Annotated in this window: 12 protein-coding genes and 1 rRNA gene; 2 read left to right on the forward strand and 11 right to left on the reverse strand. The window is 49.0% G+C overall.

Features of this window, described 5'->3' with window-relative positions:
* Positions 1–4 precede the first annotated feature (4 nt).
* From nrdF to AC0YOA_RS27630, 8 genes are all read right to left on the reverse strand, one after another.
* Positions 5–1,006, reverse strand: a complete 1,002-nt coding sequence (gene nrdF, locus AC0YOA_RS27595; protein ID WP_475771758.1) for a class 1b ribonucleoside-diphosphate reductase subunit beta — start codon at positions 1,004–1,006, stop codon at positions 5–7.
* 160 nt (positions 1,007–1,166) lie between these two features.
* Positions 1,167–3,251 carry a class 1b ribonucleoside-diphosphate reductase subunit alpha gene (gene nrdE / locus AC0YOA_RS27600; protein ID WP_475789378.1) on the reverse strand — a complete coding sequence of 695 codons (2,085 nt, stop codon included), beginning with the start codon at positions 3,249–3,251 and terminating at the stop codon, positions 1,167–1,169.
* Positions 3,238–3,597 (reverse strand): class Ib ribonucleoside-diphosphate reductase assembly flavoprotein NrdI, encoded by a 360-nt coding sequence (nrdI, locus tag AC0YOA_RS27605; protein ID WP_475789379.1) that lies wholly within the window; start codon positions 3,595–3,597, stop codon positions 3,238–3,240. The genes nrdE and nrdI overlap by 14 nt, the downstream gene beginning before the upstream one ends.
* 396 nt (positions 3,598–3,993) lie before the next feature.
* A complete protein-coding gene (locus AC0YOA_RS27610; RefSeq protein WP_475789380.1) occupies positions 3,994–5,475 on the reverse strand; it encodes an ABC transporter substrate-binding protein in 1,482 nt (493 codons plus the stop codon).
* A gap of 317 nt (positions 5,476–5,792) precedes the next feature.
* Positions 5,793–6,665: a carbohydrate ABC transporter permease gene (locus AC0YOA_RS27615; protein ID WP_475789381.1), complete on the reverse strand. Its 873-nt coding sequence runs from the start codon at positions 6,663–6,665 to the stop codon at positions 5,793–5,795.
* A 2-nt stretch (positions 6,666–6,667) separates the two neighbouring features.
* The gene (locus tag AC0YOA_RS27620; RefSeq protein ID WP_475789382.1) at positions 6,668–7,594 is read right to left on the reverse strand and encodes a carbohydrate ABC transporter permease; all 927 of its coding nucleotides are present in this window, start codon (positions 7,592–7,594) and stop codon (positions 6,668–6,670) included.
* Positions 7,595–7,692: 98 nt separating this feature from the next.
* Positions 7,693–9,024 carry a response regulator transcription factor gene (locus AC0YOA_RS27625; protein WP_475789392.1) on the reverse strand — a complete coding sequence of 444 codons (1,332 nt, stop codon included), beginning with the start codon at positions 9,022–9,024 and terminating at the stop codon, positions 7,693–7,695.
* Positions 9,025–9,054: 30 nt separating this feature from the next.
* Positions 9,055–10,866: a sensor histidine kinase gene (locus tag AC0YOA_RS27630; protein ID WP_475789383.1), complete on the reverse strand. Its 1,812-nt coding sequence runs from the start codon at positions 10,864–10,866 to the stop codon at positions 9,055–9,057.
* A 286-nt stretch (positions 10,867–11,152) separates the two neighbouring features.
* Here AC0YOA_RS27630 and AC0YOA_RS27635 point away from each other — a divergent pair, with 286 nt between their 5' ends.
* Positions 11,153–11,887: a hypothetical protein gene (locus tag AC0YOA_RS27635; protein ID WP_475789384.1), complete on the forward strand. Its 735-nt coding sequence runs from the start codon at positions 11,153–11,155 to the stop codon at positions 11,885–11,887.
* A 198-nt stretch (positions 11,888–12,085) separates the two neighbouring features.
* Here the strand turns inward: AC0YOA_RS27635 and bshB2 are convergent, their stop codons facing one another.
* Both bshB2 and AC0YOA_RS27645 read right to left on the reverse strand, forming a co-directional pair.
* Positions 12,086–12,742, reverse strand: a complete 657-nt coding sequence (gene bshB2, locus AC0YOA_RS27640; protein WP_475789385.1) for a bacillithiol biosynthesis deacetylase BshB2 — start codon at positions 12,740–12,742, stop codon at positions 12,086–12,088.
* A 23-nt stretch (positions 12,743–12,765) separates the two neighbouring features.
* Positions 12,766–13,113: a YojF family protein gene (locus tag AC0YOA_RS27645; protein ID WP_475771750.1), complete on the reverse strand. Its 348-nt coding sequence runs from the start codon at positions 13,111–13,113 to the stop codon at positions 12,766–12,768.
* A gap of 196 nt (positions 13,114–13,309) precedes the next feature.
* On the opposite strand from AC0YOA_RS27645, the gene AC0YOA_RS27650 reads away from it, so the two are divergent.
* Positions 13,310–13,507 carry a DUF6199 family natural product biosynthesis protein gene (locus AC0YOA_RS27650; protein WP_475789386.1) on the forward strand — a complete coding sequence of 66 codons (198 nt, stop codon included), beginning with the start codon at positions 13,310–13,312 and terminating at the stop codon, positions 13,505–13,507.
* A gap of 506 nt (positions 13,508–14,013) precedes the next feature.
* On the opposite strand, the gene AC0YOA_RS27655 is transcribed toward AC0YOA_RS27650, so the two are convergent.
* A 23S ribosomal RNA gene (locus tag AC0YOA_RS27655) occupies positions 14,014–14,124 on the reverse strand; the annotation flags it as partial.

The following is a 14,124-nucleotide window of genomic DNA, read 5'->3' on the forward strand; positions in this document are numbered from 1 at the left end:
GCCGTTAATCGAACAGAAAATCCTCATCCTTTAATGTCTCTACATGGACTGTCCGTACATAGCCGTTGCCTTTTTTCGAGAAGAAATCATGCTGCTTCGTCCGGGTGCTGATCCCATTGAACACGATCGGATTCACCTCTTCTTCGGGAAAAACCGGCTCCAGCGCCAAATTCATCAGCGCCTTATTCGCATTGTACCGCACGAATCGCCTCACTTCCTCCTGCAGGCCAAGCACGCTGTACAGCTCGTCGGTATAAGCCTCCTCATTGGCGTGCAGACGGTTTAAGAGATCATAGAGCTCTGCCGTGACTTCGGACTGCTCAGCCGCATCCAGCTCGCGGAACACCTCCTGCGCCAGCACCCCGACATAGAGGCCGTGAATGCTCTCATCGCGCAGAATGAGGTCGATAACCTCGCCGCTGCTGGTCATTTTCCCTTGTCCGGCAAGGTATAAGGGGTAGAAAAAGCCGCTGTAGAACAGATAACTTTCCAGCAGCACGGAGGCTGCCATCGCCAGATACAAGCTTTTCGCCGAATCGATGTTCTGGTAGCATTCCGAGATCCATTCCGCTTTCGACTGCAGCAGCGGATTTTGCTCTACCCATTTGAACAGCTTGTCTATTTCCTCGGTAGTCGCCAGCGTTGTAAAAATACTGCTGTACGATTTGGCGTGAATCTGCTCCATCATCCCCATGAAGCCAAGCACCGCCTTGCGCTGCAGGCCATCGATATGCTCCAGCAGCTTCGGCATGCCGACTCCGCCCTGAATCGTATCCAGCAAAGTCAAACCGCCAAGCACCTTCATATATAAATCCCGTTCCGGGCTGCTTAATCTCATCCAGGACATTTTGTCATCGGAAAGCGGAATCTCTTCATCCGTCCAGAACTGCATGATGTTCTGGTTCCAGAACGTGCTTGTATAATCGTCATCAGGCCGGTTCCAGTTCACAGCCTTAAAGGTTACCGCCGGCTTCTTGACCGGCTGCTCGGCTAATTTTACATTCATAACTTCATTTCCCTTCCATGATGATTTCAGGCGGTACCGGAAGTGAGGCAAAAAAACTGGCGTGCATGAGGAAAGCCTCCTCTGATATTCGTAGGTGCTACAAGTGAGTTTGCCGCTTGTCACTTGTCGAGGAAGCAGTTGTTTAACCTGATTTCCCCGTTTAAACCGCGCAGCTAATGCATTCCTCCACGGAAAGATGGTTCGTCCGGGTGTAATACAGCGACTTCAAGCCCTTCTTGGCCGCGTACAAATAATACCTGGCGAGTTCTCTTGTGCTCACATCGCTGTTGACATGAAGAATGGTTGAAATGCCTTGATCCACATGCTCGCTGATTTCGGCAATAAGGTCCATCACCTTGAACTGATCCATTTGATAGGCTGATTTATAGTAAAAGTAATTGTCCGCCGCCATGTAAGGCATCGGGTAGTAGGTCGTTGAGTTCGCATAAGTGCGCGTTTCAATTTGCTCCACGATCGGCATAACGCTTGAAGTGGCGTTCTGGATGTAGGAAATGCTCTGCGTAGGCGCGATGGCCAGCCGGTAGGCATGATATAAACCGTGCTGCTTCACCAGCTGCCTGAGGCTGCTCCAATCTGCAGGCGTTGGAATCGCCACTCCCTCGAACAGCCCTTTCACCTTTTCCGTCGCCGGACTGTAATCGGTATCTTCATATTTGGCGAAATAAGTGCCTTTGGCATACTCCGAGCGTTCAAAGTCCTGGAAGACCGTCCCCGTGTCTCTCGCAATCTGCATGCTCTTCTCGATGGAATAATAGTTCAGCATCATAAAGAAGGTCCGGGCAAAATCCTTCGCCTCGCCGCTGTCGTATGCGATCCGGTTCTTGGCCAGATAGCCGTGAAGATTCATCGCTCCGAGCCCGACGGCATGAAGCTCGTTATTGGCTTTGGCAACGCCGGGCGCATTGGGTACACGCGACATATCGCTGACTGCTGTCAGGGCGGTCATGCCTTCATACACGGATTCCCTGATTTTCTTCTGCTCCATCACATTGACGATGTTAAGGGAAGCCAGATTGCAGCAGATATCGCGGCGGATCAGATCCGGCTGGCCGTAGTCGCCGATCTCCGATACCTCCTGGAGCTGAAAAATCTCCGTGCACAGGTTGGACATTTTCACAGTGCCGATATCCTTCAGCGCATGATTCTTGTTGGCATTGGATTTGTTCATTATATACGGATAGCCGGATTCCAGCTGGATTGTCGCAATTTTGACAAGCATGTCGCGCGCGCTCATGACCACTTTTTTCTTCACACGGTCGTCCGCAAGCAGCTGATCGTACATCTCATCCAGATCGATATCGTCCAGATGCTGGCCATAGGCCTGATAGACGGTGTGGGGCGCGAACACATGAAGAGGCTGGTTCTGCTCAGCCAGCGTGTAGAAGCGGTTCGGTACAATCAGCCCAATGGAAAGGGTCTTGATCCGGTTCTTCTCATCGGCGTTGATTTTCTTGCAATCCAGAAACTCCAGCACATCCCAGCCGAAAATATTATAATAGGCCGCTCCCGAGCCCTTGCGCTGACCCATCTGATCCGCATAGGAGAATGCATCCTCCATCAGCTTCAGAATCGGCATAATCCCTTTGGCGGCGCCTTCAACCCCTTTGATTGACTCCCCGCGTCCCCGAAGCTTGGACAAGTTGACCGCAACGCCGCCGCCGATTTTGGACAGCTGCATGCAGGTTCCAAGGCCGTAGTTGATCGAATTAAGAGAATCGTCAACCTCCATTAGGAAGCAGGACACCAGCTCGCCCCGGCGGCTTTTGCCCGCATTAAGGAAAGTTGGCGTAGCCGGTTGAAGGCGCTGCTCCATCATGGAGCGGGTGAGCATTCTGGCGACTTCCGCGTTTCCCTGCGCAAGATGGAGCGCCGTAATACTGACCCGGTCCGGGTAATGCTCCAGATATTTGGATTGATCATTGGTCTTGAGCGCATAATCCGTATAGAATTTGGACGCCGCCATATAGGATTGAAATTCAAAGCCGTACTGCTGCGCTGTCTCATAGACAGATTCGATTTCTTCCAAGGTGTAGCGGTCATAGACATTCTCGTAATAATCGTTGGCGATCATATAATCGATTTTTTGCTTCGTGCCGGAGAACGTCTCGCTCCTGCTGTGAACATCGTCCATAAACTCGGCAACAGCCTCATGATCCTTCTCCAGCTTGAAAAAGCCGTCTTCATTTCTTTGCATCAATTGATTATTCAGTTCAATGTACCGCAAACATGCTCACCGCTCTCCGAAAATATTCAACATCCGTTGACGTACCTGACAGCTCAAATTTGCTGATGACCGGGACAGCGAATAACTGGGCGATCCGGTCTGCGCTTTTGGCGAATCCTTCTCCCCAATTCCGGTTGCCGCTCGCAGAAACACCTTTCAGATAACTGTAATTATTTTTCAAAAATTCCAGTACCCTATCCGGTACCTGACCAAATCCTGTTGTATAGGTTACGAGCACGAACGGCTCCCGTATCGCTGAGCTTCCTTCGATTCGTACCGCCCTCATCGCTAACTTGTCTATGAATCTGCCGACATTGCCCGTGCGTGAATCATAAGCAATCAACAAATGCGCCAACTCCTGACCTGAGGAATTTCCAATTTTTCTTTTCAGCAACTTCATCTATATATAGTTGGTAAGATTGAATATATATCAATATATTGTGTATGTCAATGAGTCTCCAGGTAATATTCAATGGATTCATCCAGGCTTTCATACGACAAAAAACCCCTGAACCGTTACGTTCAGGGGGCTGCAGGGGATTTTCCGTTTCTACTAAATAAAATTATTTCATGACAGGCAGCTTCTTCATGATGAGCATTGCCGCCTCTGCCAAGCCTGCGTAATCGGCAGCTTCAGAATTGTGTCGGCGGTTTGCCGTTCATGAGTCCTTTTTCCAGCTCTGTTCCAGTTAAAAACCTCCAAACCCACATGAGAAATGGATCTGGAGGCTGTGTATGGCGTTTATTGCGCTTTGATTTTATAGAAATATTTGGTCTGCGCATCCTTGGCGGCGGCATCGAGCTGCGCCTTCAAGTCTGTGCCCTTCTTGGAGAATACCTCTTGAATGACATTGGTCATCGTTCCGTAATATTCCTGCGTATTGTACTGCGCTTCCGGCAGACCATCAAGCAATTTATTTGACTCCTCATTATATTTGTACACATTGTCGTGTTTGTCGAAAATTGCTTGCACCTTCTTGCCATAGTCCGAGTCGGCGCCAAAATAGTTCATTTGCGGCGGTATGAAGAACTTGCCTTCTGTTTTACGCGCTTGAATGTCGGTTTCAACCGATTTGAGCCAATCATCGGAGAAATAATCAAAGGTAATATAGCGGAACGCCATCTCCTGCTCGTCTTTGGTCGCATTCGGGTTGATGACCAGATAGTCACCGCCCAGAATCCCGTAATGCTTGCCGCCCGCTTCTGCTGCCGGCATCGGATAAGTGAGCACATCCTCCTGCTTCATGTTCCCTTGATTCAAGGCCTGCTCAATCGGTCCTTCTGCTCCTGCAATAACCATTGCCGTGCGCCCTTGTGCAAAAGCCCCTACAGCATCGCCCCAGCCCAGTGCCCAGTCCTGCGGAATGGCATTGGCTTCCCAGCGGAGCTTGTTATAGAACTCCAGCGCTTTTAAGCCCGCTTCGGAGTTAAACGCCGCTGTTACTTTGCCGTCTGCAATCGTTTGGATCTCGCCGCCCGCCTCGAACAGGAAATTCGTCCAGTTCCAGCCGGCCTCATTGCCTTTGCCCATCGGCGCGATGCCGGAGATGCCTTTCTTCGTATCGGATGCCGCCTTGGCCGTGCTGAGCATATCGTCCCATGTCCAGTCATAGGAAGGAACGGCCACGCCCTTGTCATCCAGCAGCTTTTTGTTAATAACGGTGCTGGTCACATACCCTTTTTGAGTAACGCCGTACACTTTGCCGTCAATCAGGAATTGATTTTGCAGGATCGGATTGATTTGATCCTTGAATTCATAATTATTCCACAGCTCCGTAATATCAGCAGCCCAGCCGCGCTCGACGAGGAATTTGGCTTCCGTCGCGAAGGTATTGAAGAAGGTAGGCGCTTCGTTGGCCGCCATTTTGATGCCGATCTCATCGGTGCTGTAATGCCAGTCGCTTTTCTCAACGGTTACATTCGGATATTTCTCGGTGAAACGCTTGATCTTGTCGTCTTCAAGCTTCCGGTTCTCCACCTGGTCAGGCAGCGGGTAGTAGACGCTGATCGTGATTTTCTTCGTCGAGATGTCCTCTTCCGCCGGCGGCGTATTATTGGCTGCTGCGCCGTTGTCATTGGCAGCTGCCGGCGGGTCCTCAGCCGGTGTGTTAGCCGGCGCATTGGCGGCCGTGTCGTTGTTCTTGCTGTTGTCCGTGCCGCCGCAGGCAGCCAGCAGCGCACTGAAAACCATCATACATACAAGGATAAGACTTAACTTGCGCATTGAAGCTCCCCTTCTTCCGCATAAATTTTATTTGAAATAGAAGAAAGTATACCGTGGCCTATACTCTGCTTCTATTTCACCGGAATGAAACGAGCCCCGCCTTCATAAGGACGGCGTCAGCCGTTTCACCTTGACCTTATAGAATTTATAAGCTTCACGCCTATAATTTCCTATAAGGCTTGAGGGAAGAAACTAACTTTGCCGCCAAAGAACGGCGAAGTTAGTTTCTTCTTACCTCTTAATCTTAATGGAGGCGGCTTCATACTGACGATGTGTATTCCTATTCTCATCGTGTGCAGCTTTACGCTCTCGCCATCCTATCCCTTGATGCCGCCCAGCTGCAGGCCGCGCATTATAAAACGCTGGAAAGTAAGAAATACAACCATCGGCGGCAGCATAATCATCGCCAGTATCGCGAATTTGATATTCAAATCCAGTCTCTTCGCATTAATGACATATTTGTATATGGCCGTCGCCAGCGGGCGCGTCTGATCGCTGTGCATGACAAGCGAAGGCCAGAACCAGTCGTTCCAGGCATTGGAGAACACGAAGATCGCCAGCGTCGAGAAGATCGGAACCGACAGCGGCAGCGCGATCCGCAGGAAGCATTTGACCTCCGATGCGCCGTCTATCCTTGCCGCTTCGAACATTTCCATCGAGATGCTGTCGAAGAAGCTCTTGAGCAGCAGCAGATAGAAGGCATTGGCCCCCGCTGGCAGCCAGAAAGCGAAGAAGGTATTAATCAGCCCCAAATCCTTCAGATTCAGAAAATTCGGGATGATATAAGTCGTCGGCGGAATGAACAAGGTAATCAGGAAGAAAAATGTAATCCCGCGCTGATAGGGCACGTTCAGCCTCGACAGGCTGAATGACGCCAAGCCGAGAACCAGCACGGTAACAATCATATTTCCGGCGAAAATCGCCATTGTATTCCGCAGGAATATCGGCAGATCGATAAAATCCCAGGCTTTCTGGAAATTGCCCCAGCTGTACTTCTCAGGCAGGAAATGCGGGGGAAAGGCATAGACCTCTTCATTGCTCTTGAGCGCATTAAAGAAAGTCACGGCGATCGGGTACAGCATACTGAACACCATTATGAGAATGACGAGAATCATAAGACCGTAGTAGATTTTGTTCGATGTTTTCTTCAAGTCATAGACGGATAGAATGCCGCGGTCATAGCTCTTCATGGCTAGTTGCCCTCCCTGCGCTGAAATCGGTATTGAACGACCGCAAGGCTGCTAAGAGCAAGGAACATGAGCACGCCCAATGCGGCAGCCACCCCGTAATCCAGCCTGGTTGTGGCATACTTTACAATAAGCAGCGCATAGGTGAGCGTTGCGTTGTTAGGTCCGCCGTCCAGCATGGCAAGCTGGGATTGCAGCCCCTGCGAGGTCGCGATCAGCTGCAGAATCAGCATCAGGACGATCAGGTTGCGGATGGAGGGCAGCGTAATATAGCGAATCCGGTTCCATACCCCGGCGCCGTCAATTTCAGCCGCTTCGTACCAGTCGCGCGGAATGCTGAGCACCGCCGCCAGATAAATCAGCATGGCTGAGCCGAACTGCTGCCACGACTCCATAATAACGAGAGAGATCATCGACCATCTGGTATCGGTCAGGAAGGCGATCTGGTCCGCCCCCGCCTGGGAAAGCGTCGCATTGATCGGCCCAACCGGATCATAGAACCAGCGCCATAATCCATAGAGCACGACAACAGGAAGAACGTTGGGCAGATAGGCCGCAACGCGCGCAAACCCCTGAAACTTCTTCAGCTCCGATATCGCAATGGCAAACAGGATCGGAATCCAGTAGCCGATCAGAAGCCCCAGGAGCATATAGTAAAGCGTATTTTTGACGGCCTTCCCTACATCCGGATTTTGAAAGACGGTCTTATAGTTTGCAAGTCCGATAAACTCCGTGCCATTCACAAAATCAACATGCTGAAAGCTGTAAACGAACCCTTTTATAATCGGCATCCACAGAAAAGCGATGAATATAAGCGCCGCCGGTAAAATAAAAAGGTAGCCCCACATATTTTTGCGCAGCAATTTGCAGATTCCGGATTTATGGACACCCTGTGGGCCGTCCGCCTGTATGGGCACCGTTGTTTGACTCATCCTAGTCTCCCTCATTCCTTCTCTATGCGTGATAATTAAATTGTAATGAAGGAGAGCAGGACTGAACATGTGCAGTTCTATCTGAATGATGGGCGATTTTACTTCTTCAGCTCGCTTGGGCTCATGCCGAAATATTTCTTGAATATTTTGCTGAAATGCTCCGGCGATTCGTAGCCCACCTGCTCGGATATTTCATAGCGGCGCAAATCCGTTGTGGTCAGCAGCCTGCGGCTTTCTTCCATCCGGAGCTTGATTACATATTCCCAGAGATTGAATCCGGTTTTCTTCTTGAACAAATAGCTCAAATAATTGGGGCTGACGTGATTCCTCTGGGCCACCTCATGCAGCGTGAGCCCCTTCTGTGCATAGTTATGGTCAATATAGCTCTTGGCCCGGTCCACGATGACATTATTCTGGGCATTAAGCTCATCCGCTGTCGGTTCCTGCGCGGCATACCGGCTCCAATCGAAATCCCCATAATAAAACACATAATGATCCGGATGATCCGCATGCCGCAGCAGCGCCCTGCGGGCCTGCTCCTTAAGCGTAGTCAAAAATTCCGTTCCCTTGAGAATCTGACTGATTCCGACCACACAGGAAAGACGCAAATACTTGTGAAGATTGAAATGCAGGCTTCGTCCGATCATATCGAGCTGATTGATTTTATCGACATTAATTTCTTCTGCTTTCTTCCCGTCCCATTGAATCATCACCGTAACTTCCTGATCGTCCGAAGAGAAGATCACATGATTCCATTCCTCTCCCATCAGCTCATAGATGATGTTAAGCGCGGCATACTGAAGCAGCTCGCTGTCTTTAGGCAATAATTGCTGCTTTCTAATCCCGGAGGGCAGATTCAGGTTAACGACAATGATTGAATAATGAGGCCCGTACAGGGAGATGCCGTAACGCTGCGCAAGCGCATCAAGGATCGCCTGCTGATCGCCGGCTCCCCCCAGCAGCTGCCCCAGCAGTCCATCTTTCTCCGGTGCCGGCTCCTCCATGCGGAACTGCTCGCGAAGCTCGGACATGACGGCTTCCGAGGCTGCAGCGGGCTTGTTCATCTTCAGCAGCACATTGCGGACGGAGTCCAGAAACTGCTCGCTGTTCAGCGGCTTGATCAGATAGTCCTTTGCCCCCAGCTTAATGGCCCTTTGGGCATATTGGAACGTTTCATGGGCGGATACAATAATCGTCTGCACCCATGGCTTGATCAGCTTGGCCTCGTGCATCAGCTCGATTCCGTTCATCGCGCCCATCTGGATATCCGTAACCAGCAGATCAATTTCTTCCATCCGCAAATAGTCAAGCGCTTCATATGCGTTGTAAGCATTATAGATGTGGTCGATGCTAAGGCCTGATGCGGCTAATAAGCTGGTCAATCCCTTGCAGATCAATGGTTCATCATCGACGATTAATATGTTGTACATCATTTGCCCCCTTATTGGTTACACTGCCGCTTAGTTCCGCTGTCCTTCTTCGTAAGTTTTGGGAAACACGATGGTCACCGCTGTTCCCTCAATCTCCCTTCGCTGATAGTGCAGTCCATAAGGTCTCCCAAAATGAAGCTGAATGCGCTGGTGAATATTACGTATGCCGTATCCCAAGGACGGCTGTGCCTCTTCCTCATTGAGCAGCCGGTCAATCGCCTCATAGTTCACTTCCTTGTAGCCATTATCCTCAATCCGGATCATGACTGTGTTTCCCCGGTCGAATGTTGAAATCATAATTTCCCCGTCCTCTCCCATATTCTTGATGCCGTGAATAATGGCGTTCTCAATCAAAGGCTGAAGCGAAATCTTGGGAATGAGTACATCATGAATCCGCTCATCCAGGTTCCAGATGACCTGGAATTCATATTCATATCTCGGCTGCTGCAGTTTAATATAGGCAGCCGCATGCTCCAGCTCCTCTTCCAGCCGGATAAGCTCCCTGCCGCGGCTGAGCCCGATTTTCATCAGCTTGGCGAGCTCCTTGACCATCTCGGCCGACTCGGTGCTGCCCTCGAGCGATATCTTCCAGTAAATGCTCTCCAGCGTATTGTAAAGCAGATGCGGATCGATCTGCTGATAGAGAATTTGCAGCTGTGTCTCCTTTTGCTTCAGCTCCATCTTGTATTTGTAATGGATGAACGTATTCAAGCGGCGCGCCATGTCGTACATGGAGGAAATAAGCACACCCACCTCATCGTTTCTGCCCTTGCCAGGTGTCATCGGCACCAGCTTCCCCGGTTCGTAGGAACGGACGAATGTAGCGAGTTTCTGAAGCGGTGTCATGAAGGAACGCCAAAAATAAACCATGCCCATCAATACGAAAACGGTGTAAACAACCGTTATATACAAGATGACATGCTTGAGCTCGCTTTGTTGCTGCAGCAGGGAGCGGACCGGAATTTTATAAATCAGCTTCTGCTTAAGCGATTCATTCGTATTGACCACATAGATCAGATCGGAATCGATGAAGTTGGTGACTCCGCTCGTATCCGTTAATTTCGCATATTCGGGGGGCAGCAGGATTTCCTCGTTGATCTGGCCTTTTTCCGTTGAGGTCAGCACCTGATTATGGTCATCGGTAAAATAAATCTTCCCGTCCGGCAGGGATACCGAGTTCAGCGATTCGCCGATCTTCTTATCCATCTTGGTTACCACCAATACGCCGAGCAGATCATTTCTCTGATAAATACTGTTGACCGCCCTCACATAAGCCAGCGTCTTCTGCTTGTTGATTCCCACATAGGCGTCGATGACCTGCAGGGAGCCGCTTCCTTTGTTCAGCACGGCCTCTTCATACCAGTTGGGCTTGTTTGATGCGGACAGGAAATACACACCGCTTTGCGCCAGAGGCAGCTGCGCTGCGAAAGAGAAATCATTATTGGGGTCATACACATAAAAGTTGTAATAGATCGCTTCCCCGCCGTTCACACCCGTTGAATAGCCGGCGAGCAGCTTTTCCATTTCGGTATATTTATTGAGCCGGTCATAACTGGACTCGTTCTGCTTTTGCGCAAACTTTTGGGTAATGGAGTTTTGAATGATCGAATAGGTCGTATTTTTCACCGAGTCGATGTCCCGGTTAATGAGGGCAAAATTTTGCTTATTCAGTTCAGTGTAAGCGTTTGTAACGTGACGCTTCAAAATTTGCTCCGCCCGCACATTCCCGTACCAGTGCAGCAGCAGGATGGGACTGACCATAACCAGCAATAACAGGAGCAGCTGCTGTTTGACACTTATTTTCGTGAGCGGATTTGTCATGCTGTTCCGGATGAGCTGCACACCTCCCAAGAGACCCTGTTACTTGTAACTATATCAGAATTGCCCAGATGCAGTATGGCTATTTTTATCCATATTAAGGAGCAGATCTATGGACTTTACGGGCCCTTGGAATCAAAGCGGCTGACGTCTTCTATTTGTGCGGCAAGGCAGATTCAGCTCTCTGTTGCAAAAAAAAGTGAATTTTGACGGAATCTAACCTTCATTCAAGAATTCAAAAAGTTTGAATTTCATCAAACGCGCAAAAAATGCTAAAATGTTTATGAATGAAAAGAAAGGCGGAGAACAAATGGTACATGCATTCACCATCAGGCCCGATATGTATAACGCCTTCGAAGACGAGGCCGAGCAAATTGAGAAGTGTAAAGAATGGGGCTTGTTATCCGAGAAAGCCACCAAATCAAAAGTGTTTTTCTATAAAAGCAATGGCATGAATCTGGCCTGCAGCATTATCGGCTATGTCGATAAAATGACCGCGGTTATAGCATTCGAGAATGATCAGCAGCATTGCATCCATCCCGCGTACCTGAAGGAGATGCAGGCGTCGAACTACGGTCAGAAGCCTTCCGGCGCAGTGGAGGAGTCGCCGGATCCTTTGATTGCGGAGCTGGAAGTCCCGCAGGATGAGGCTGGACCTGTTCCGGACCCGCTGCCGGTGGAAAACATACTGGCGGAGCCGGAGGTCAAGAAAGCTCCTAAAGAGAAGACCAAAAAAGAAAAAGCTCCTAAACTTCAGCTCCCGGAAGAAAAGATCAAAATGGTCGCGACCGTACAGGAATTTACTACAGTACCGAACCATTTCTCCGATACCGAGGATGAGGTTGTCATCTATGAGGCTGTATCCTTTGCAGAATCCGGGGAAGAAGTCGGCATGGCTTGGTCAAGCCACAGCGCTACGTTGAAAAAAAACGATTTGAAGGTCGGAGAAACAATCACCTTTGAAGGAAAAATAGTTGCGAAGAAGCTTACAAAACACCCCGTACCCTATAAAATCAACAATCCGGCTAAAATACAGAAAGCATAAAACTGACTGGCGGGCAGCTTCGGATTGGTACCCTTTGCAGCCTGGAGCATGTTTCTTTACCCGGAACTCTAGCAGTGAACCTTATACATCCTTTTAGGTTCAAAAAGGCTGCCCGACTTCCCGGCAGCCTTCTAATGCACCCTTTTATTTAATCCACATCAAATGCCTGTCCACTTTTGAAGCGGACAGGCATTAATATCACTCAAAAGAATAGGTCCAGAAGCGTTCAATGCCAAAACGCTCTTCTATTTCTTTTTCCCCCAGTTTCTTGCTGCCCACTAATTCCGCGGCTTGAAACTGTGAGCGATGAGCCTCAATGGATGCCATCTTTTGCTTCAAAAACGGCTTAACGTTATGGACAACATCCGGCTGCCCCAGTACTTCTATGGTATTTTTGGAAAAGGCCATGGCATGGACAACGGGTCGCTCATTTGGGGGCAGCTTGGCAATCGTACGGACCACAGCCGCTCCGCATGCATCATGATCCGGATGAACGCTGTAGCCCGGATAAAAGGTAATAACCAGCGAGGGGTGGAGCTCCTTCAGGAGACTGCCGATACTTCCGTCCAGCTCCTCCTGATCCTCGAACTCAATCATTTTATCGTGAAAGCCCAGCATTCTCAGATCCTGTATCCCGATTGCCGCACAAGATGCCGCAAGCTCCTTCTTACGGATAACCGGCAGTGTCACCCGGTTAGCAAATGGCGGTATCCCCATATTTCTGCCCATTTCTCCCAGGGTCAGACAAGCGTAAGTAACCTTGTCTCCGCCTTGCAAATACTTGGCAGCGGTTCCTGCAACCCCGAAAGCCTCATCATCCGGATGCGGCAATATAATCAAAATATGCTGTCCCATTTAAATCCCCTCCTTTTCTCTCCTTAGAAAGGCGTTCTGCTGAGCTGCAGAGCCACAATCAGCTTGCCTTGACCATCATGCCCGGCAAGAATCAACCTCTCTGTATCTGTCTCGTCCCAATGCGTGAGCCCTTCCGAATAGATCCAACCGTTCTCCGTTTTCAAACCAACCCGGTAATAGGGCCCTTCTCCGGCGATTGAGCCTTGTGAATATTGAATGCTGGCGTTCGAAATAAAGGTGGCTGCCGGATGCTTGTTGCTGTCCAAATGAGCAGCATACGCTCCCGATGTCATTTCAAGATGAACATAAAGCGCCTGATCCTTCAAAATATCTATCCTCTGTTGGACGTTGATCTGATTAATGAGCTGCATCTTACCCTCCATCTGCCACCATAGGTTGTTGTGTTGTTCCACTATCATACGCCTTCTACATATAAAAATAAAATGGACAATCTTCCCGGCATCAATAAGTTAGAAAAACTTTGAAGCCGCATTCCACAGTTCCCCGAGCTATTCCCATGAAACATATATTGAAATCATGCGTATATATGAACCAGGGGTTGATACGATGATCTTTTTTGCGTTTATCATTGTTGCGGTTGCCATCGTGAATATTATTTATCCCAGCTTTGGTTGGCATTTAAGATATGGCTGGATGGTCAAGGGTGATTCAGAGCCGAGCGATGCCTATCTAATAATGAGCAGAATCAGCAGCATTATCGTTCTGATTGTATTTCTTATTGTCGGACTCCCTTTTTTGTTCTAAAACAATATTCCTAATTCATGCAGTGAGGAGATACATATGATTAAACAGTTCATGTTTCCAATGATTGCAATGGCGTTTGTTATCGCCGGAATCCTGTTCATGCTTCAGGATTATAAATCAATAGGCGCAGTTTTAATGATTGTAGGCATCTGTTTTAATGTTGTCGGAATGATTATACGAAATCGAAGACCAAAAGGCGGGTAACCAACCTTGTTTATACAGCCTAACAGCAGGTTATATATCCAAGTCCGTGAATATCACCAGACCTCCTTCACCAAGAGGTGATGATGCTGCAACAACGAAACCATTTTCCGCCATCTATTAAGACACCAAGATTCCCACCTCGGATGAAACTCATTCATCCGAGGTGTCTTTGTATTTGTTATCAATGAAAACAAAAAAACCCACAATAGTGAGTTCAGTTAACTCTGTATAAGCATTACACCCTGAAAACTGGATAGGAAATGGACAAGTATATTCTTTAGCTGTTGTTGGATAAATCATTATAGGATAAGCCCTCGACCGATTAGTATTCGTCAGCTGCACATCTTGCGATGCTTCCACCTCGAACCTATCAACCTGGTCGTCTACCAGGGGTCTTACGAATTGGGAAATCT

It is taken from the genome of Paenibacillus sp. JT22N12, from assembly GCF_056269365.1.